Annotated in this window: 19 protein-coding genes, 1 tRNA gene and 1 pseudogene; 14 read left to right on the plus strand and 7 right to left on the minus strand. The window is 61.4% G+C overall.

The annotated features are described in order from the left end of the window. Positions 1-90: 90 nt before the first annotated feature. The 5 genes and pseudogenes from ACFJIU_RS07640 (at position 91) to ilvC (ending at position 5,200) form a co-directional block, all read left to right on the plus strand. Positions 91-945, plus strand: coding sequence for an alpha/beta hydrolase family protein (locus ACFJIU_RS07640; RefSeq protein ID WP_379069508.1), 855 nt, complete (start codon positions 91-93; stop codon positions 943-945). Positions 946-951: 6 nt separating this feature from the next. Beyond that, positions 952-2,208, plus strand: a complete 1,257-nt coding sequence (locus ACFJIU_RS07645; RefSeq protein WP_379069511.1) for an FAD-dependent oxidoreductase — start codon at positions 952-954, stop codon at positions 2,206-2,208. Between the two features lie 101 nt (positions 2,209-2,309). Beyond that, on the plus strand, positions 2,310-3,224 hold the full coding sequence (locus ACFJIU_RS07650; protein WP_379069514.1) for a LysR family transcriptional regulator: 915 nt from the start codon (positions 2,310-2,312) through the stop codon (positions 3,222-3,224). Positions 3,225-3,485: 261 nt separating this feature from the next. Next, a pseudogene (locus ACFJIU_RS07655) lies at positions 3,486-4,176 on the plus strand (TetR/AcrR family transcriptional regulator). A 4-nt stretch (positions 4,177-4,180) separates the two neighbouring features. Further along, positions 4,181-5,200: a ketol-acid reductoisomerase gene (gene ilvC / locus ACFJIU_RS07660; RefSeq protein WP_129414460.1), complete on the plus strand. Its 1,020-nt coding sequence runs from the start codon at positions 4,181-4,183 to the stop codon at positions 5,198-5,200. Between the two features lie 57 nt (positions 5,201-5,257). Here ilvC and ACFJIU_RS07665 read toward each other — a convergent pair whose 3' ends face one another. Then, positions 5,258-6,103 (minus strand): hypothetical protein, encoded by an 846-nt coding sequence (locus tag ACFJIU_RS07665; protein WP_379069517.1) that lies wholly within the window; start codon positions 6,101-6,103, stop codon positions 5,258-5,260. 188 nt (positions 6,104-6,291) lie between these two features. Between ACFJIU_RS07665 and ACFJIU_RS07670 the strand changes: the two genes are divergently transcribed. The 3 genes from ACFJIU_RS07670 (at position 6,292) to ACFJIU_RS07680 (ending at position 8,666) form a co-directional block, all read left to right on the plus strand. After that, on the plus strand, positions 6,292-7,401 hold the full coding sequence (locus tag ACFJIU_RS07670; protein ID WP_379069520.1) for an endonuclease/exonuclease/phosphatase family protein: 1,110 nt from the start codon (positions 6,292-6,294) through the stop codon (positions 7,399-7,401). 2 nt (positions 7,402-7,403) lie between these two features. Continuing rightward, a complete protein-coding gene (locus ACFJIU_RS07675) occupies positions 7,404-8,117 on the plus strand; it encodes a hypothetical protein (protein ID WP_379069522.1) in 714 nt (237 codons plus the stop codon). Between the two features lie 99 nt (positions 8,118-8,216). After that, positions 8,217-8,666, plus strand: a complete 450-nt coding sequence (locus tag ACFJIU_RS07680; protein WP_379069524.1) for a cupin domain-containing protein — start codon at positions 8,217-8,219, stop codon at positions 8,664-8,666. Here the strand turns inward: ACFJIU_RS07680 and ACFJIU_RS07685 are convergent, their stop codons facing one another. The 3 genes from ACFJIU_RS07685 to ACFJIU_RS07695 are packed head-to-tail and all read right to left on the minus strand — an operon-like array spanning position 8,667 to position 11,877. Next, positions 8,667-9,875, minus strand: coding sequence for an ABC transporter permease (locus ACFJIU_RS07685; protein ID WP_379069527.1), 1,209 nt, complete (start codon positions 9,873-9,875; stop codon positions 8,667-8,669). Continuing rightward, positions 9,872-10,579 carry an ABC transporter ATP-binding protein gene (locus ACFJIU_RS07690; RefSeq protein ID WP_379069530.1) on the minus strand — a complete coding sequence of 236 codons (708 nt, stop codon included), beginning with the start codon at positions 10,577-10,579 and terminating at the stop codon, positions 9,872-9,874. Before ACFJIU_RS07690 ends, ACFJIU_RS07685 begins: the two co-directional genes overlap by 4 nt. Positions 10,580-10,581: 2 nt before the next feature. Further along, a complete protein-coding gene (locus ACFJIU_RS07695; RefSeq protein ID WP_379069533.1) occupies positions 10,582-11,877 on the minus strand; it encodes an efflux RND transporter periplasmic adaptor subunit in 1,296 nt (431 codons plus the stop codon). A 114-nt stretch (positions 11,878-11,991) separates the two neighbouring features. On the opposite strand from ACFJIU_RS07695, the gene ACFJIU_RS07700 reads away from it, so the two are divergent. Together ACFJIU_RS07700 and ACFJIU_RS07705 are read left to right on the plus strand one after the other, a co-directional pair. Then, positions 11,992-12,900, plus strand: a complete 909-nt coding sequence (locus tag ACFJIU_RS07700) for a PhzF family phenazine biosynthesis protein (RefSeq protein WP_379069535.1) — start codon at positions 11,992-11,994, stop codon at positions 12,898-12,900. 140 nt (positions 12,901-13,040) lie between these two features. Further along, positions 13,041-13,116 (plus strand) — tRNA-Lys (locus ACFJIU_RS07705). Positions 13,117-13,254: 138 nt separating this feature from the next. Here the strand turns inward: ACFJIU_RS07705 and ACFJIU_RS07710 are convergent. Beyond that, a complete protein-coding gene (locus ACFJIU_RS07710; protein WP_379069538.1) occupies positions 13,255-13,626 on the minus strand; it encodes a hypothetical protein in 372 nt (123 codons plus the stop codon). A gap of 507 nt (positions 13,627-14,133) precedes the next feature. Continuing rightward, the gene (locus ACFJIU_RS07715) at positions 14,134-14,400 is read right to left on the minus strand and encodes a hypothetical protein (protein WP_379069541.1); all 267 of its coding nucleotides are present in this window, start codon (positions 14,398-14,400) and stop codon (positions 14,134-14,136) included. Between the two features lie 76 nt (positions 14,401-14,476). On the opposite strand from ACFJIU_RS07715, the gene ACFJIU_RS07720 reads away from it, so the two are divergent. After that, entirely contained in the window at positions 14,477-14,890 is a 414-nt protein-coding gene (locus ACFJIU_RS07720) for a hypothetical protein (protein WP_379069544.1), read from the plus strand. An 8-nt stretch (positions 14,891-14,898) separates the two neighbouring features. Here the strand turns inward: ACFJIU_RS07720 and ACFJIU_RS07725 are convergent, their stop codons facing one another. Further along, a complete protein-coding gene (locus ACFJIU_RS07725) occupies positions 14,899-15,261 on the minus strand; it encodes a hypothetical protein (RefSeq protein ID WP_379069547.1) in 363 nt (120 codons plus the stop codon). A 356-nt stretch (positions 15,262-15,617) separates the two neighbouring features. Between ACFJIU_RS07725 and ACFJIU_RS07730 the strand changes: the two genes are divergently transcribed. The 3 genes from ACFJIU_RS07730 (at position 15,618) to ACFJIU_RS07740 (ending at position 17,384) form a co-directional block, all read left to right on the plus strand. After that, complete coding sequence (locus ACFJIU_RS07730; RefSeq protein WP_379069549.1) at positions 15,618-16,655, plus strand: head morphogenesis protein; 1,038 nt, start codon at positions 15,618-15,620, stop codon at positions 16,653-16,655. Positions 16,656-16,770: 115 nt separating this feature from the next. Continuing rightward, positions 16,771-16,944, plus strand: a complete 174-nt coding sequence (locus ACFJIU_RS07735; RefSeq protein ID WP_379069552.1) for a hypothetical protein — start codon at positions 16,771-16,773, stop codon at positions 16,942-16,944. A 26-nt stretch (positions 16,945-16,970) separates the two neighbouring features. Further along, positions 16,971-17,384 (plus strand): HK97 gp10 family phage protein, encoded by a 414-nt coding sequence (locus tag ACFJIU_RS07740; RefSeq protein WP_379069555.1) that lies wholly within the window; start codon positions 16,971-16,973, stop codon positions 17,382-17,384. The last annotated feature ends 85 nt before the right edge of the window (positions 17,385-17,469 follow it).

Here is a 17,469-nt window from a genome sequence, read left to right on the forward strand (position 1 = left end):
ATCCAGCCTAAGACATCGGGGCGACGGATCACCGCGTTGACAGTCGCAGCCGGAGCGACAACTCTCGGTCGTGTTTCCACGAGGGTTACCATGCACGCCTTGTTCAAACGCTGTGCGGTTCTGGTTGGCGTTATCGTCACGGCCGTCTGGCCATTCAACGCCATCGCCGGTGAAACGGTGGTGACTTTGGAAAACGGCATCGTGGGTACGCTCAACCTGCCGGATGGCGCCGGCAGGGTGCCTGCGGTGTTGATGCTGCACGGCTTTGCCGGCAGCCGCGATGAGGTTGCTTCCATATACAAGCGCGAGGCGGAGGCTCTTGCCGCCACAGGTATCGGCTCGATGCGCGTCGATTTCCGCGGCTTCGGCGAAAGCAACGGCAATGCAGAAGACCTGACGGTCGACAGCCAGCTGCAGGATGCACTGAGCGGTCTCGCCTTCCTGAAGGGCAATCAACGCATCGATGCGGCGCGGTTGGGCGTGCTCGGATTCAGCCTTGGCGGCGGCATTGCCATCCTGGCCGCGGACCGTCTGCCGGCTACCGTCAAGTCGCTGGCGACCTGGTCGTCGGTCGGCGATTTCCACAAGGACATGGTGGGTGACGTTGGCCAAACGGCTTTCGACAAGGCTGCCAGCAGGGGGGTCGCCGTCATCGACTTCGGCGATCACCAACTGGTGTTGAAGAAGGATTTCTTCGATAGCCTCGACCGGTTCCCGCTCGCACCGGCCATTGCCCGTTATCGCGGCGCCTATCTCGCCATCGCTGGCGATGCCGATTTTTCTGGAGCCTATGTCGAGCCTTTCGTGGCGTCTTCGGCGGCAAATCCCAAGGAGGCCCTGGTGCTGCCGGGCGAAGATCACATCTACCATGCGCTCAGCTTCTTCAGCAGCGGCGTCGAGCCGGTCATTGCCAAGACCGCCGACTGGTTCTCCAAGACGCTGTAGCCACGCATGGGTTTGCCTCTCGACATTGCGATCGCCGGTAGCGGTCCGGCAGGGCTCGCCGCGGCGCTTTATCTTCATCGCGCGGGTCACCGCGTCACCATCTTCGAGCGCTTCAGGGAGCCGTCGCCTGTCGGCTCCGGCCTGATCCTGCAGCCGACGGGGCTGACAGTGCTTGCCGATCTCGGCCTGCTGGATGCCATCCTTGCGCTTGGCAACCGCATTGAACGCCTGCACGGCGCCGACGCCGCGAGCGGCCGCACGGTACTCGATGTGCGTTACAACGCCCGGCCGGGTGGACGCTTCGGCCTCGCCGTGCATCGCGCGGCTCTGTTCGGCGTGCTCCATCGTGCGGTGGACGATGCCAACATCGGCATCGAGACCGGCGTCGAGCTGGCAACGCTGGAAATTGATCAGCGGGCCCACCTGGTTGGAGACAACGGGCGCAGGATCGGCCCCTTCGACCTGATTGTCGATGCTTCCGGCTCCCGCTCGAAGTTGCGGCACCATGCTGCGACGCCGGCGGAACCGCGTCCGCTCGCCTATGGTGCGTTCTGGGCTTCTCTCGGCTGGCGCGGCGAGGGCTTCGACGAACACGCACTCACCCAGCGCTATGATCGTGCCTCGGTCATGATTGGCGTGTTGCCGATCGGTCGCTCAAGCCTTGGCGGCGAGAAGATGGCGGCTTTCTTCTGGAGCCTCAAGCCGGCCGAGGCCGAGGTTATACAAGCGAGAGGGCTGGAGGCATGGAAGGAGCGGGTGCTTGCGTTGTGGCCGGAGTGCGCATCCTACCTCGTGCAGATCGACAGTTTCGACCAGCTGACGCTCGCTCGGTATGGCCACCATACCCTTAAGCGCCCAACTGGGCGGCGGTTGGCCGTCATCGGTGACGCCGCGCATTCAACGAGCCCGCAGCTTGGTCAGGGCGCCAATATGGCGTTGCTCGATGCCGCTGCGTTGAACCACGCGCTGAAGACGAGCAGCCACATCGAGGATGCACTCGCGTCTTATGCCAGCACACGGCGGCGTCACGTGCGCATCTTCCAGATGCTTTCCCTGATGTTCACGCCCTTCTACCAGTCGGATTCGGTGTTTCTGCCGTTCATGCGCGACCGGCTGGTCGCCATCGCGGCTCGCATGCCGCCCATGCCGCAACTGCTGGGCTCGATGGTGGCCGGAACGATGGTCGACCCGTTCCGGTTGATCGGCTTGACCGAACAGGACTGGACCAGGCTTGGCCTGACTGCTGCGAAGGCAGGATCGTGACAGGGCCTTGTTTATGCTGGGGCACTGCAAAATGGACAGGTTGGCTGTCATGAACTAGCTTGCCGTCAAGCAAACCATTCATGAACTGATTTCACAAAAAGATGGCGTCCTCCCGCATCGACACCAACCGCCTCGGCGAAATGGATGTGTTTGTGCGCGTGGTGGGCTTATGCGGCTTTTCGCCGGCGGCCAGGGCGCTCAGGCTCTCGCCTTCCGCTGTCAGCAAGCTGATCGCGCGGCTGGAGGTGAGACTTGGTGCCCGCCTGTTCAACCGGTCTACCCGCAAGTTGGCGCTGACTGCCGAAGGCAGCATTTTCTACGAGCGTTGCGTGCGCATCCTGGCTGATGTCGACAGCGCCGAACGCGAGGCCGCCGCGGGTGCGGTGCCGCGGGGGCGCTTGCGGGTCAATTGCAACACCGCCTTCTCGCAATGGATGCTTACTCCGATCGTACCGGAGTTCCTGGTGCGCTATCCTGAGATCGTGCTCGACCTCGTCGTTTCCGACGTGGTGGTGGATCTGCTGCAGGAACACGCCGACGTGGCGATCCGCGTCGGTCCGCTTGCCAATTCCAGCCTGATTGCCCGCAAGCTCGGGGAGAGCAAGGCAATCGTGGTGGCTTCGCCTGCCTATCTGGAACGCGCAGGCACGCCGAAAACGCCGGCCGATCTCGCCGATCACAATCTGCTCGGCTTCGGCTTTTCCCGGCTGATCGAAGGCTGGCCGTTTCTCGACGAAAACAGGCAGGTGATACGCATCACTCCGCAGGGCAACGCACTGGTCAGCGACGGCGACACCATGAGGCGTCTGGCGCTTGCCGGTGTCGGCATTGCCCGCACGGCTCGCTTTCACATGGAAGAAGACCTCGCCGCCGGTCGTCTCGTGCCGCTGCTCGAAGACTATAGCCCCGGTGAAGTCGAGCCGATCCATGCCGTCTATGTCGGACAAGGTGGCGTGCTGCCGGCACGCGTGCGTGCCTTTCTCGATTTCCTCGCCGAGAAGGTGAGGATACGATAGGCGTCCCCGACACGGGACTACCGAGCGGCGAATCCTGCGTGCCACGGAACCCGACCTCGTTCAGGCCTTTCGGGCGGACCATTCTCGGCGAGCGATTGCAGCAGACCGTGCCTATCCGGCATGGTGATCCGTCAACGGGTGGGTCTTGCGTCGAGCCATGGTCCGATATCCGGAGCACGCAATTTTGTTCGAGCGGGATTGACGGGGCAGGTTCCTGTTGTTAAAGCCGAACCGTAACGTACGGTACGGTAATAGTCGGCGATGGAAACGGAAACCAATCAGGGCGGAGCGGAGGCGCAGAATGCGCAACCCGACGCGCTGACCGATCGCCAGAAGGACGTGCTGGACACCGTTTTGCGGCTTCTCGTCGAAGAGGGCGACAACCTTTCCATGACGACGGTGGCGCGGCGCGCCTCCTGCTCCAAGGAAACACTCTACAAATGGTTCGGCGATCGCGACGGGTTGCTCACCGCGACCGTGCGCTGGCAGGCGTCGAAAGTGCGGGTCACTCCGGTCGACCAGGGTAATCCCGATCTGATTTCCCTGGTGGAAAGCCTGGAAGGCTACGCACGGGATTGGCTGAAGGTGATTGCCAGTGACACGTCGATCGCGCTGAACCGCGTTGCGGTCAGTCATGCTGGTTCAGGCAAGGATAACCTTGGCGCCATCGTTCTCGAAAACGGCCGCTTTGCACTCGCCAAGCGTCTGAAGCCGGTGCTCGATGCCGGAAGGCGGGCAGGGCTTCTTGTTTTCGAGGATGCCGAGACCGCCTTTCGTACTTTTTTCGGGCTGGTCGCGCGCGACGTGCAGATCCGTCTCCTGCTCGGTGATTGGCCTGCGTCTGACCGAAGCCACCATCGAAACCGACGCGGCGCGTGCCACCCAGCAGTTTCTCGCTCTTTACGGGCAAAACCCCGGCCGCAAGGCCACTGACTTCAACGGGAAGGACTGAACAAATGCGTGTCTATTACGATCGTGATGCCGATCTGAACCTGATCAAGGGCAAGAAGGTCGCCGTCATTGGCTACGGTTCGCAGGGCCGTGCCCATGCGCTGAACCTCAAGGAGTCCGGCGTCAAGGAAATCGCCATCGGTCTCAAGGCTGGTTCGCCCACCGCCAAAAAGGTCGAGGCTGACGGTCTCAAGGTGCTCACCGTTGCGGAAGCCGCCAAATGGGCCGACCTGATGATGATGGCAACGCCTGATGAACTGCAGGCCGACATCTACAAGAACGAGATCGCTCCGAACATCCGCGACGGTGCCGCCATTGCTTTCGCGCACGGCCTTAACGTGCATTTCGGCCTGATCGAGCCGAAGGCAACCGTTGACGTGCTGATGGTTGCGCCGAAGGGCCCGGGCCACACCGTGCGCGGCGAATATCAGAAGGGTGGCGGCGTGCCATGCCTTGTTGCCGTCCATCAGGACCCATCGGGCAACGCGCTCGACCTTGCGCTGTCCTACGCCTGCGGCGTCGGCGGTGGCCGCTCGGGCATCATCGAGACCAATTTCCGTGAGGAATGCGAGACCGATCTGTTCGGCGAGCAGGTGGTTCTGTGCGGCGGTCTGGTCGAATTGATCCGTGCCGGTTTCGAGACGCTGGTGGAAGCCGGCTATGCGCCGGAAATGGCTTATTTCGAGTGCCTGCACGAAGTGAAGCTGATCGTCGACCTGATCTATGAAGGCGGCATCGCCAACATGAACTACTCGATCTCGAACACCGCCGAGTGGGGCGAGTATGTTTCGGGTCCGCGTATCATCACCGCCGAGACTAAGGCTGAGATGAAGCGCGTGCTCACCGACATCCAGACCGGCAAGTTCACGTCAGAGTGGATGCAGGAATATCGTTCCGGTCTCGCTCGCTTCAAGGCAACCCGTCGTCTCAACGACGAGCATCCGATCGAACAGGTCGGCGAGAAGCTGCGTGGCATGATGCCGTGGATCTCGAAGAACAAGCTGGTCGACAAGGCCAAGAACTGAGGCCTTACCGACCACTCCGCACCGGTGCGGAGCGCAGGATGCTTCGCGACGACATCCTCAAGTAATGTTCAGTCGCAAAAATCCAGGCCGGCGAATCACTTCGCCGGCCTTTTTCATGTGCCATTCCGGCACGGTTCCACCTGGCATGAAGGTCGCTTGTCGCTGGTTGGCGGCAGCAAGATCCTGAAATGGGTGTGCCGGGGTGGCCAGGCCCGGATGGTGACCGGGAAGCCAACAGTTCCGTACCGATGCGACCGGTCCCGCGGGGGCTTCCGGTGGCGGTGCGAGAGCCGGCGCGGCGGGGGGCCGCGCCGGCTCGGTCATTTGAGCGATCTGCGTCTCAGTAGCGGTAAGGCGATACGCACTGCCGGCGCGGTCCGTAGTTGGGCTGGAAGGTGTTGTCCAGGCCCGGTACGAACGATAGCGCGAATAACACCACTGCACGTGGCCGGATGCGCGAGGTGCGCGATAGATGCGCGGGCGCGGCCGATAGTAATAGTCGTCATAGAGCAGCCCGGAGCCGAGAAGGCCGAGGCCCAGGTAGACACCCGAATTGTTCCAGCCGCGACGGTGGTGACGATAGCGCCAACCGTCGTCCCGCCAGCCGCGACGCCAACCGCGATCACCACGCCAGCCGTCGCCACGCCAGCCGTCGCCACGCCAATGGCGGCCGCGCCAGCCATCTCCTCGCCAGGCGCGATCGCCGCGCCAGCCACGTCGCCATTCATAGCTGGTACTGCCGCGATCATTGCCGCCGGCCCAACTGTCGCGAACTTTTACGATGTCGGCGTTTGCTGCGGGTACAGCAGGTGCTGGCATCGGAACGGAAAGGGCCGGCGTAGCAAGGCCGACAAGCAGGCCGAGCGTCACGAGCCCGGTACGAAAGTTGATGAGCCGTTTCATAACACTCTCCAATGAAACACAGGCCTCCGCGCCCTTGGATTCCGAGGGAGGACGCGACAATGGGCTTCGATCCATGAACGGGCGATGAATGGAAAGGTTTCATCAACTATTCCAAACGGCTTGTCGCGTCCCGTTATCGAACAGGTTCAGCCTTGTCTTTGGTGCGGCTTGCAGGCAAAGCTCGGATCATGTCGCTGCGCCTCGCCACCTTCAATGTCGAGAACCTGATGAACAGGTTCGATTTTTCGGGCTATCGCAATCAGCTCAACGAGGATCGCACGCTGGCGCTCTTCGATATCCGCAGCGAGGCCGAGTACCGGCAGCTCGAACAGGCGCGGGTGATCGCCCATTCAGACGATACCAGGCAGCTCACGGCACTGGCTATCGCCGCGACACGGGCTGACATCATCTGCCTGCAGGAAGTGGACAATATCGAGGCGTTGAAAGCCTTCGAATACGGCTATCTGTTCAAGATGGTGGGTGAGGGCTATCGCCAGAAATACACCACCGATGGCAACGATTCACGCGGCATCGATGTCGCCGTGATGATGCGGACCGAAACCGCGCATGGCCAGCCGATCGACTTCGTGCGCATGACCAGCCATGCCTATGTCACCTTCGAGCAATTCGGCCTGTTCACGCCGGAGCTTGCGGCGCTCGGCTATGAAGCCAATGAGCGCATTTTTCGGCGCGATTGCCTGGAGATCGATGTTACGGTCGGTGGCGTGCCACTGACGCTCTATCTGGTGCATTTCAAGTCGATGGGGCCGCCGCGCAACGGGCTCGACGGCCGTGCCGCCACGATGCCGCTGCGCAATGCGGAAGCCCAGGCGGTGCGCCGCATCATCGAGCAGCGTTTCGGCGCCGAGCATGCCGCTGCCAAGCGCTGGGCGATCTGCGGCGACATGAACGACTATCGTCACCGCGTGCTGATCGGTGGCGATGCCTATGGTGGCTACAATTTCCAGCCGGTGGCGGAGACCGAATCCTGCCTGAACGTTTTCCTGGCAGATGGTTTTGCCGAGAACATCGTCGAGCGACGTCCTGAAATTGATCGCTGGACGCTCTACCATACGCGTGGCCCCCAGGAACGGCACCTCTGCCAGCTCGACTACATCCTGCTGTCGAAAGGCATGGCCGCGCGCAATGCGGCCATTCCCGACATCATCCGCAACGGACAGCCCTGGCGCACGCCATTCCCGCCCGGCCAGGAGATCGAGCGTTTTCCACGCATCGGATGGGACAGGCCCAAGGCTTCCGACCATTGTCCGGTGGCGGTCACGCTGGATCTCGTCTGAGAATGGCTCGCTTCGAGATTCCGCGCGGCACCATTGTGCCCGTTGCCTCGGTGGATGTGCGCCTCGACCCCGAACCGCATCCGTTCGAACTCGAGAACATGGTGCTCATCGAAGAGAACTGGCGGCGGGAGCACGCTGCCAATCCGCGTCTTTATGATGGCACCTTGACGCTGCCGTCGGAGTTGAAGCTCAACAGTCGGGGTGAACTGATTGGCCGCTGCCACGTGGCGCGGTTCGCAACGATGCTCTACTGGCGCAAGAATAAGGGCAGCCCGGACATTGAACATTGTTTTGCGCAGGCCGCATTGGTGGCAGGCGACGGTGCATTGATTGCGGTGCGCATGGGGCCGCACACGGCCAATGCCGGCCGTGTCTATTTCGCGGCGGGTTCCTTTGAACCCGAAGATTTTATTGATGGCCGCGCCGACACGGTGGGCAACATGCATCGCGAGGTTATGGAAGAGACCGGGCTCGACTTGACCCATACGCCATGTGAGCCGGGCTACCATCTGCATTCGATCAACGGCTCGACCATGCTGTTTCGCCGTTATTATCTCGACGAGGCTGCCGAAACCGTGGCTGACCGGATACGAGCCTTCGTCGCCTCTGAGGTCGAACCGGAGATCGAAGGTCCGGTGATCGTCCGTTCTGCACGTGATCTGCCCGAAGGAACGCTCAATCATCTCGCTGCTGTCGCACGCTGGCATTTCACCTGAGTTCACTGCGCGTCAGACAATCCTTGCTACCGGGATATCGTTACGTCACTGGTTGGCGTCGGCGATTTTGCCCGGCTGTTCCAGAAGGAGATCATGATCATGCAGATTGTTCGAAGGCGCCTTTTGTCCAGCATGGTCGCGCTGGCAGCAATGTCCTTGAGCGGTGCTGCGGGCGCTCTCGACAGCGGTAACACCGGCGCCAAGGTGGTCGTAAAGCCGTTGGCCTCGGCTACGACCACCGCCAGCGGGCAACCGATCGTTCTGCCGCAGAAAAACGTGCAGGTTCTGGTCTCGGCCTATGAGATTCCGAGCGGCGCTACCTTACCGGTGCACAAGCATCCGTCGGCCCGCTACGCCTATGTTCAGGGCGGCACCTTGCAGGTGACCAATGTCGAGACAGGCCAAAGCAAAACCTACCAGGCCGGCGATTTCATCGTCGAAATGATCGATACCTCGCATCAGGCCGTCAATCTGGGCGCCGATCCGGTCAAGCTGCTGGTCATCGACCAGGTCGAGGAAGGGACCGCGAACACGCTGCTGTGGAAATAGCTATTCGTGCCGCAGCGCTTCGATCGGATCCAGCCTCGCGCCGCGCAAGGCCGGGAAAAAACCGAACACCATGCCGATCAAGGCCGAGAAACCGACTGCGAGCAGGATGACCGCAGGGCTCGGCGAGAAGGGGATAGACATCGTCACGGCTGCCAGTCCAGCCAGGGACAGGCCTATAAGGATGCCGATGATGCCGCCGAGCAGGGACAGCACCGTGGCCTCGACCAGGAACTGGATGAGGATGTGACGCTCATGCGCTCCAATGGCGAGCCGGATGCCGATCTCGCGGGTGCGTTCGGTGACCGAGACCAGCATGATGTTCATGATGCCGATGCCGCCGACCAGCAGGCTTACACCGGCGACGGCGCCCAGCATGCCGGTCATGGTCGCGGTGGCGCTCGCCATCGTGTCAGCGATCTGCGTCATGTCGCGGATGTCGAAGTCGTTTTCGCCATCCGGCGGCACACGCCTCGCATCGCGCAGGATGCCCTCGACACGCGGCAGAAGCACCGATGTCGGCGTCGCTTCGTCGGCGGCGACATAGATGTTGTCGACATTGCGGTTGCCGGCAATGCGCCGCTGGAAGGCATGCAGCGGCATCAGCACGACGTTGTCCTGGTCCTGGCCGAAACCGGTATAACCCTTTGCCTCGAGCAGGCCGATCACCTGGCAGCTCATCTGGTTGACACGGATTGCCTCGCCGACCGGGTCGCCGGCACCGAAGAATTGCTGCCGCACCGTCTCGCCGATCAGGCACACGCCCGTGCCCGAGCGGGTCTCTGATTCGGAAAAAGTGCGGCCGGAGGCGAGTTTCCAGTCGCGGGCATCGAGGAAGCCGCTCTCGGTTCCGGTCACTGCCGTGACCAGGCTTTCCGTGCCGAAGACGGCGCGAACCTGCTTCTGTGCTGCGGGGGCGATCGCACGCGCGCCGGACAATTGCCTGGACAGCGCCTCAGCATCCTTTTCCTCAAGTGGTCGTGCAACGGAATCGGAGGTTCTGGGGCCATTGAAGCGGCCGGAACGCACCACGAGCAGGTTCGACCCCAGCTTGGAGATGTCTGCCTTGACCTTCTGCGTCGTGCCGGAGCCGATGGTCAGCATGGCGATGACGGCGGCGACGCCAATGACGATGCCGAGCAAGGTGAGGAAAGAGCGCAATGCATTGCGGCGCACCGAGCGCAGCGCCAGACGAATGGTTTCCCAGATCATTGGGTCGCCTCCATGGTCGTCGCGTCGGAAGCAATATGGCCATCGAGGAAACGGATGGTCCTGCCGGCATAAGCGGCGATATCGGGCTCGTGCGTGACCATGACGATGGTCAGGCCGAGTTCCTGGTTCAGCCGGGTGAGCAGGTCCATGATCTCGTGGCTGCGGGCAGTGTCGAGGTTGCCGGTCGGTTCGTCGGCCACCAGAAGGGTCGGGCGGCTGACGATGGCACGGGCAATCGCCACACGCTGCTGCTGGCCGCCGGAGAGCTCGGCCGGCGTATGGTGTTCGCGCCCGGTCAGCCCGACCTCTGCCAGGGCCTGCATGGCAAGCTGGCGGCGCTCGTTATGAGCGACGCCGCGATAGATCAGCGGCAGTTCGACATTCTCGACGGCCGTCGTGCGCGGCAGAAGGTTGTAGCCCTGGAAGACGAAGCCGATATGCAGGTTGCGCAAGGTGGCTCGGCGACCACGATCGAGCCTGCCGGCATCGACATCCATGAAGCTGTAGGTGCCGGCTGTCGGCGTATCGAGGCAGCCGACAATGTTCATCGCCGTGGATTTTCCGGAGCCGGAAGGGCCCATGATGGCGACGAATTCCCCGCGCGGAATGGCGAGATCTATGCCGGCCAGGGCATTTACCCGAGCCTCGCCTTCGCCATAGGTTTTCCAGACCTTGTCGAAGTTTATCAGGGGAGCCGCACGCATGGTCAGCTGCGCTGTTGCGCTGCAGTGATGACGAGATCGCCGTCGTCCAGTCCCGACAGAACCTCGGTCAGGTCGCCGTTGGTCGAACCCACCGTGACGTCCACGGGGCGAGGGCGGCCATCCTTCAGGATGAAAAGGCGTCGCGTGCCTTCCGGACCGCGAGCCTGCTGACGGTCGCGAGGTCCCGCATTGACGCGGTTCGGGCGGCCGGTGAACATCGACAGCAGGCTGAATTCCCGGTTGCGCGCATCCGCGGACGGGCGGAAGCGGAATGCTGAAGAGGGGACGGTCAACGCCCCCTTTGACTGCTTGGTCACCACCGAGACGGTGGCCGTCATGCCGGGGCGCAGCAGCAGTTCGCCATTGTCCACCTCAAGGCGTGCCTTGTAGGTGACGACGCCGTCGGTGGTGACCGATGCGTAAGCGATTTCACGGATCTGCGCGTTGAACGGCCGCTCGGGGAAAGCATCCACGGTGAAACGCGCATTCTGGCCTGGCTGCACTGTGCCGATGTCGGCCTCGTCGATCGCGGCCTGCACTTCCATCTTCTTCAGGTCGGCGGCAATGACGAACAGGACGGGCGCTTGCAGCGACGAGGCCACGGTCTGACCGGGATCGACCGAACGGGTGAGCACGATTCCGTCGATCGGCGCATAGATGGTGCTCTTGGCGAGATCGGTCTGCTGTGCCTTCAGGTCGGCGTTGGCGATGGCGAGGCTGGCTTCCGCGCTGTCCAGGGCAGCCTTGGCGCGGTCGCGCGCTGCCTGCGCGGTATCCAGCGCCTGCTGGGTAGCCATGCCGCGCTTTGTCAATTCGGAGGTACGCGACAGGCTCTGTTCGCTTTCACGCAGCGTCACCTCCGCCGTTTCGACGGCGGCGGCCGCCGCCTTGGCCGAGGCAGTGGCCCGTTCGATCTGGACTTCCAGCTTGGTGGTGTCGAGCGAAGCCAGCACGTCACCCTTTTTGACCTGCTGGTTTTCCTCGACGGCAACGGTACGCACGATACCCGACAGCTCCGAGGAGATGTCGACCTGGGTGAGGGGCTGCAAGGTGCCGGTGGCAGAAACCTGGACAGTCAGATCCGCACGCGCGGCGGCTTGCGTGGTGTAGTCGATACGGGCAGGTGCGCCTGCATACCAGCGCCAGCCGCCAAAGGCCGCCGCGATGACAAGCGCGGCCAAAGCCGCATAGAACCAGCCACGCCGGCGTTGCCGCCTTGCACCGGGTGTATCGAGGTTGAGGGACGCCTTGATGGCGGAAGCCTCCTCCGCCCCTGGCTGCTTGACAGTCTGGTCCACGTTGGACCCCTATGCTGCTCGAAATGTCCCTGATTGCGACACATCAGGTTTTGTGCGGGCAATAGCAAATTAATTTTCAGTCATGTTGGCTGGCAGTCGAACGGGAATTCGCAAATGGCGGTACGTAACTATCTGATTTATGACGTTTTTACCGACGAGGGCCTGGCCGGCAACCCTCTGGCCGTGGTGCTGGACTGCGAAGGGCTGGACCTCGATGCCATGCAGCGGATCGCGCGCGAGTTCAACCTGTCCGAATCGGTTTTCGTGCTGCCGCCGGAGAACCCGCGGCACCGCGCCCGTATCCGCATTTTCACGCCGGACTACGAGATGCCGTTCGCCGGCCACCCCACCGTTGGCAGCGCCGTGGCGCTGACAGAGCTGGCAAGCGGCAAGGAAGATGCCATCTTCGTGCTGGAGGAGAACATCGGGCCGGTGCGGTGCGCCGTAAGCCGCGGTGAGGGTGCCACCTTCGCCGAGTTCGACCTTGCCAAACTGCCGGAACAGCTCAAGCTCACGGCCGAGCCTGAAGCCATCGGTGCGGCGTTGGGGCTGGGACCGCACGAGATCGGTTTCGAGAACCACCGCGTCGCCTTCTTCAGCGCCGGCGTGCCCTATGTGACCATCCCGGTCGCGAATCTGGCGGCTGCGGCCAAGGCGCGTCTCAACAACGACATGTGGGCTCAGCTGGCGCCAAAGAAGAGCGAATGGGCTTTTGCCAGCCCCTATGTCTACTGCCGCGAGACGGTGAACAAGGAGAGCGCCTTCCATGTGCGGATGATCGTGCCTGGCAATCCGTCCTACGAGGATCCGGCGACCGGCTCGGCGGCGGCGGCCTTCGCCGGCGCAATCATGCATTTCGACCAGCCGGGCGACGGCATGACACGCTGCTGGATCGAGCAGGGGCTGGAAATGGGACGTCCATCACGAATCCGTCTTGAGCTCGACGTCGCTGGCGGCAAGCTGGCGTCTGCCCGCATCGGCGGCCAGGCGGTGAAGGTGGGCGAGGGCAAGCTGTTCGTCTGATCCGGCAGGCGCAAACCGGGCTCCAGACAGGTGCGGCAAAAAGAACCGTATCGATTTGTCGGGAAATGAAGCGACAGGGGCTGGACAGGAGGGGGAGTGGCGGCTATATGCCCGCCCAAGCTGGTTTTCACCAGCCCCGTGGGTGATTAGCTCAGTTGGTAGAGCAGCTGACTCTTAATCAGCGGGTCGTAGGTTCGATCCCTACATCACCCACCATTTCAACTACTTAGACAGCATTTCGAAAGCGCCTGTTTTCACAGGTGGCTTCTGTATTGCGGAAATCGCGCCGGTTCCGCTTCGGCGCGATTTGTTTCGAAGTGGTGTCGCGGCTGGCGAGGCGAGAGCCGAAACAGCTCAGTCCTGATAGACTTCGACATCGATGAAGTCGGGATGGACCTTGACCCTGATCATCGGCGTACCGTTCACAATCGCCTGCCGGGACGCCTTGCTCGCCGTCCCCCGGTTCAGCATGTTTTCGAGCTTGGCCCGATTGCCCTTGTCGGAAAAGAACGAATCCGTCTCGTCCTCAGGGTCACCCTTTCCGTAGACATACAGATTGGCCCTGTCCTGGCGGATGATCGCGGCGACGCTGGTGAGGCGTTCGCCATTCGAGTTGAAATGGTCGGCGGCGCTCAACCTGGCGACATAGGATTCGATCTGCTGCGCGAAAGCAGCAGATGGCGGCACGGCCAGCAAAAGACCGACAGACAAGAACAGTGATTTCATGATGCCCTCTTTTTCGAGGGGACATTTACCGGGTCTCGCGATGACTGTCATCTCGACGGGATGAAATTTGGGACGGCAAATGGCCTGGCTGTGGAAGGCGGATGTGCTTGAGAAGGCCTGGAGGTCAGTCGAACCACAGCAAAGAAGGCAGGGTGATCGGGCTCGCCTCCCTCCGGACCGACAATGTTGCCTGAGCTCGCCGAGAACTGCTGTCAGGCGACCCCGATCGGCCGTGAAACTATCTATCGCTGCAAGCGCGCCAACTACTACGATCGTCGTAGTTGGCGCAGTTCGGATTTAGGAGACACGATCTATCTCGACGACAGCATTCGTGCACTGCGGGCATGAGGTTGGTCCTCCGTTGCGCGATGAGCGAGGCATTTGTGAGGGGTGCCTCAGCCTCTCCAACGGCGATGCGCCCAGTTTTTGAGGGCGGTGGAGGACGCGCTGCGGTGCATTTTGGTGCCAGCCAGCGCTTCCGTCGATCTGGTTAGGATTTGATGGCTTTCAGCCCTGTTCATCCTTCGGAAATCCCCTCTTGAGGAACCATTTCCACGGGCTGTCGCCGAGGAGCACATTCCCGACGATGAAGTAGCTCACGATCAGGCCGATATAGAATGCAAGCGACCAGCCTTGAAACCAGAATAGGCCTTCTCTGAGGTTACCAGTGAGCGCCCCTGCAACGTAACCCATCAAGACGGATGCGGTAAGCGTATCCAGCATCACCCCGATCGTCATTCGCCAGAGTGGCGGCTCTACGTTTTTGTCGCTCATTGGGGCCTGCAACCGATAGTTGGACCGATGGCCGCCATCGTACGCAACCAACTACTGATTTGGGATTAAGGCCTCCATGGCTGATTTCTACGATGAGATGCGCGGCGTTGCCGACGATCTGCTCGGCGAGTTCAAGCAAGGCTCTGTCCAACTCCGTCGCGTCACCACCACGCCCGGCCCGAACGAATGGGACCCGCCGACAGAAACGACCGAGACGTGGGAACTGAAGGCGGCGGTGCGGCGTGTTCACCAGCGATATGAGGACGGGGTCCTGATCGTGCAGACCGGCGATGTCGTCACGTTCGCCGTGACCGCGATGCTGATCATACAGAATGACGTACCAGTCGACCCGCCCGTACCCGTGGATGTCACGGACGTGAAGATCACTGACAGCCTCGTTATCGACGGTAGGGTGTGCGCCATCACCAATCCGGTGAAGATACCAGGAGCGGGAACTGTGGTGGCTTGGAAGGTGTTCTGTGCGGCCTAATCGCCTTCCTAGAAGGAAAACGAAAGTCCGGTGCTTTTGAAGAAGGAGACGACGGGCAAAGCGTACTTTATGGCGATTGAAATGATGCCCGAAATCCATGCCATTGTTAGGAGTGACGTCGCAATCATCTGAAAGGTCTGTGAGCCTTTCGGGCGGAAAACTGTTCGGCCCAACCACAAAAGCATACGCCACGCATTGAACGAGCCTGAAATGGCTTTCCACGAGACAACCACTGCGGCTGCAACAATGTAGATCCACGGCTTGTCGTCTTGAGCGCTGTTAACGAACAGCCTTGCTGCGTACACACCAGCGATCATGACCAGCGTCGTCCATATCGTCTCTAAGAGCAAAGCTTTGGTGAGGTCGAACAATCGTCGCCCGCGACTGTTCTGCCACTTAACACCGTCAGGATACTTTTGAAGCACTGTCTGAGACCCCCGTCCGATGCTCAAACGCCTATCACCACGCGAGCGCTTCGGACAGCTAGAGCAATTGAGAGGTTCGATCTCGCTCCTGCCATTCTGGCAGGCCTTGCGCGTAAATCCGATCGACTTTGTGTTTCGCCTTGGCAAGCGCCCGGGATCCAAAGCCTCCATTGTTTGGTTCTTCTAACGAGCGAAGCAACGCCCTAGCCGAGTTCAGCCCGTCCAGCCAGACCTCTTCGGAGATGTATTTGGTTTCCACAATCTGCTGTTCATAGCTCTTTTTGAGGAAGGTAGGCGCGAGAATGCTCCAACGCCTGTCATCGCGTCAACGCCTTGAAATCCTGGTTCAGCAGTTCGAGCCGGTCATTCGCGCCGCCTTCATGGAGGCGATCGACGACATCCGGTCGAACATCGTATTGCGGCGGATTGCGGAAAGGCTGGAGCGCGCCGACATCGCTGGTGCGATCAAGGCTCTGAACCTCGATGAGGCGGCATTCCGACCGCTGGAAGAGGCGCTGAGGCAGGCATTCAACGGCGGTGGTGTTGCAGCAGTCGAGCAGATGCCGGCTCTGCGTGATCCAGATGGCCATCAAGTTGTGGTGCGCTGGGACGCAAGGAACCTAGCTGCAGAGCAATGGCTGCGTGAGCACAGCGCAATGCTGGTGACGAACATCGTCGAAGATCAGAAGGTCGCGATCCGGTCTGCACTTGAGCAAGGGCTTAGCCGCGGCGACAATCCGACCAAGACCGCGCTGCAGGTTGCGGGACGGGTCAACAGGGTCACAGGGAAGCGCGAGGGCGGCATCGTCGGCTTAACCGCACAGCAGAGCCAACATGTCGCCAGCGCGCGCCTGGAATTGGCTCTGGCGGATCCTGATGGCATCCGGAACTATCTCCAACGCGGCCGGAGGGATAAGCGCTTCGACAGATCGGTTTTGAAGGCCTTCAAGGACGGCAAGCCGATCCCGGCCGAGACAGTCGACAGGATCGTGACACGTTATGCTGACGGGTTGCTGAAGCTGCGTGCCGACACGATCGCGCTGAATGAGACCTTCGAGGCTTTGGCGGTGGCCAAGGAGATCGCTTTCCGCCAGCAGATCGACAAGGGCAGGGTGCAAGCTCAGGCGGTGACGAAGACATGGCGGAGGTCGCCGAGCGAGCATCCCAGGCTGCAGCACACCGCGATGCATGGTCAGGCGGTGCAGTTCGACCAGCCGTTCATCGCACCTGACGGAACGCCGATCCCTTACCCGTATGCTCCGGGAGTGCCGGCGCGGCATAAACTCGGTTGTAAATGTTTCGCGGGGTATAAAATCGACTTCGTAGCTGCGAACGCTTGATCTCGGGGAGGTGGGCTTGCATTGGGTTCTTACCGCGATAATTGCCGGGGCTGTGCTCGCATTCCCACCCAAATTCTATTCAATCTGGCTTACCCGACAGAAGCCGGAAGTCGTCGTGAAACCGGTACCTTATGCCGGGCCGAACAGTATGCTCACCACCTTTGCGATCCTCAAGGAACACGCGAAGCAAGGTGATGTCTGGGCGAGCCGGATGCACACTTCGTTGGTTCTCGCGGCGTTGATGCCTTTGGTCGTCATCCTTTGCATCGTGTTCCTCGTGCGCGGCTGACCAGATCTTTGATCGGATGAAATGCCATGGCTTCGTTTGCTGCTCAGGTCGGATCGTGGGCGACCAAGGTCGAGGGTGCGCTCGAGGCGGTTTTCAAGGAGAGCGCCCAGGAACTGGTCAGCCAGTTGAATGAGCTGGCTCCGGTGGACACGGGCTTCCTTCGTGCCTCTTTGATGGCATCGATTACTGCGATGCCGCAGATGACACGGGCGAATCCAGGCGCAGCCGGTCCTGCCGATCTCGGCGACATCGTGCTCGTCATTGCCGGCGCGGATCTCGGTGACACGATCTATCTGGGCTACACGGCCAACTATGCGGCCTACGTCCACTACGGTGCCCGGGGCAATGCTCCGCGGCCGTGGGTGACGATGGTGGCTCAGCGGTGGATCGCGATTGTCGAGGCCAAGGCGGCCGAAGTGAAAGCCAGACTGGGGCTTTAGTCAGGCACCTTTGACCAAATGCCGCCGGTGCCATGATATGTTTCCGCCGAGAGCCTGAAACTCTGACTGCAGGCCGTGCAGCGGA

Source organism: Mesorhizobium sp. UC74_2, assembly GCF_042701485.1.
Classification (GTDB): Bacteria; Pseudomonadota; Alphaproteobacteria; order Rhizobiales; family Rhizobiaceae; genus Mesorhizobium.

Coding starts and splice junctions, on each gene's coding strand:
- ACFJIU_RS07640 (WP_379069508.1), top strand. CDS start 91: ATGCACGCCTTGTTCAAACGCTGTGCGGTTCTGGTTGGCGTTATCGTC.
- ACFJIU_RS07645 (WP_379069511.1), top strand. CDS start 952: ATGGGTTTGCCTCTCGACATTGCGATCGCCGGTAGCGGTCCGGCAGGG.
- ACFJIU_RS07650 (WP_379069514.1), top strand. CDS start 2,310: ATGGCGTCCTCCCGCATCGACACCAACCGCCTCGGCGAAATGGATGTG.
- ilvC (WP_129414460.1), top strand. CDS start 4,181: ATGCGTGTCTATTACGATCGTGATGCCGATCTGAACCTGATCAAGGGC.
- ACFJIU_RS07665 (WP_379069517.1), bottom strand. CDS start 6,103: ATGAAACGGCTCATCAACTTTCGTACCGGGCTCGTGACGCTCGGCCTG.
- ACFJIU_RS07670 (WP_379069520.1), top strand. CDS start 6,292: ATGTCGCTGCGCCTCGCCACCTTCAATGTCGAGAACCTGATGAACAGG.
- ACFJIU_RS07675 (WP_379069522.1), top strand. CDS start 7,404: ATGGCTCGCTTCGAGATTCCGCGCGGCACCATTGTGCCCGTTGCCTCG.
- ACFJIU_RS07680 (WP_379069524.1), top strand. CDS start 8,217: ATGCAGATTGTTCGAAGGCGCCTTTTGTCCAGCATGGTCGCGCTGGCA.
- ACFJIU_RS07685 (WP_379069527.1), bottom strand. CDS start 9,875: ATGATCTGGGAAACCATTCGTCTGGCGCTGCGCTCGGTGCGCCGCAAT.
- ACFJIU_RS07690 (WP_379069530.1), bottom strand. CDS start 10,579: ATGCGTGCGGCTCCCCTGATAAACTTCGACAAGGTCTGGAAAACCTAT.
- ACFJIU_RS07700 (WP_379069535.1), top strand. CDS start 11,992: ATGGCGGTACGTAACTATCTGATTTATGACGTTTTTACCGACGAGGGC.
- ACFJIU_RS07710 (WP_379069538.1), bottom strand. CDS start 13,626: ATGAAATCACTGTTCTTGTCTGTCGGTCTTTTGCTGGCCGTGCCGCCA.
- ACFJIU_RS07715 (WP_379069541.1), bottom strand. CDS start 14,400: ATGAGCGACAAAAACGTAGAGCCGCCACTCTGGCGAATGACGATCGGG.
- ACFJIU_RS07720 (WP_379069544.1), top strand. CDS start 14,477: ATGGCTGATTTCTACGATGAGATGCGCGGCGTTGCCGACGATCTGCTC.
- ACFJIU_RS07730 (WP_379069549.1), top strand. CDS start 15,618: ATGCTCCAACGCCTGTCATCGCGTCAACGCCTTGAAATCCTGGTTCAG.
- ACFJIU_RS07740 (WP_379069555.1), top strand. CDS start 16,971: ATGGCTTCGTTTGCTGCTCAGGTCGGATCGTGGGCGACCAAGGTCGAG.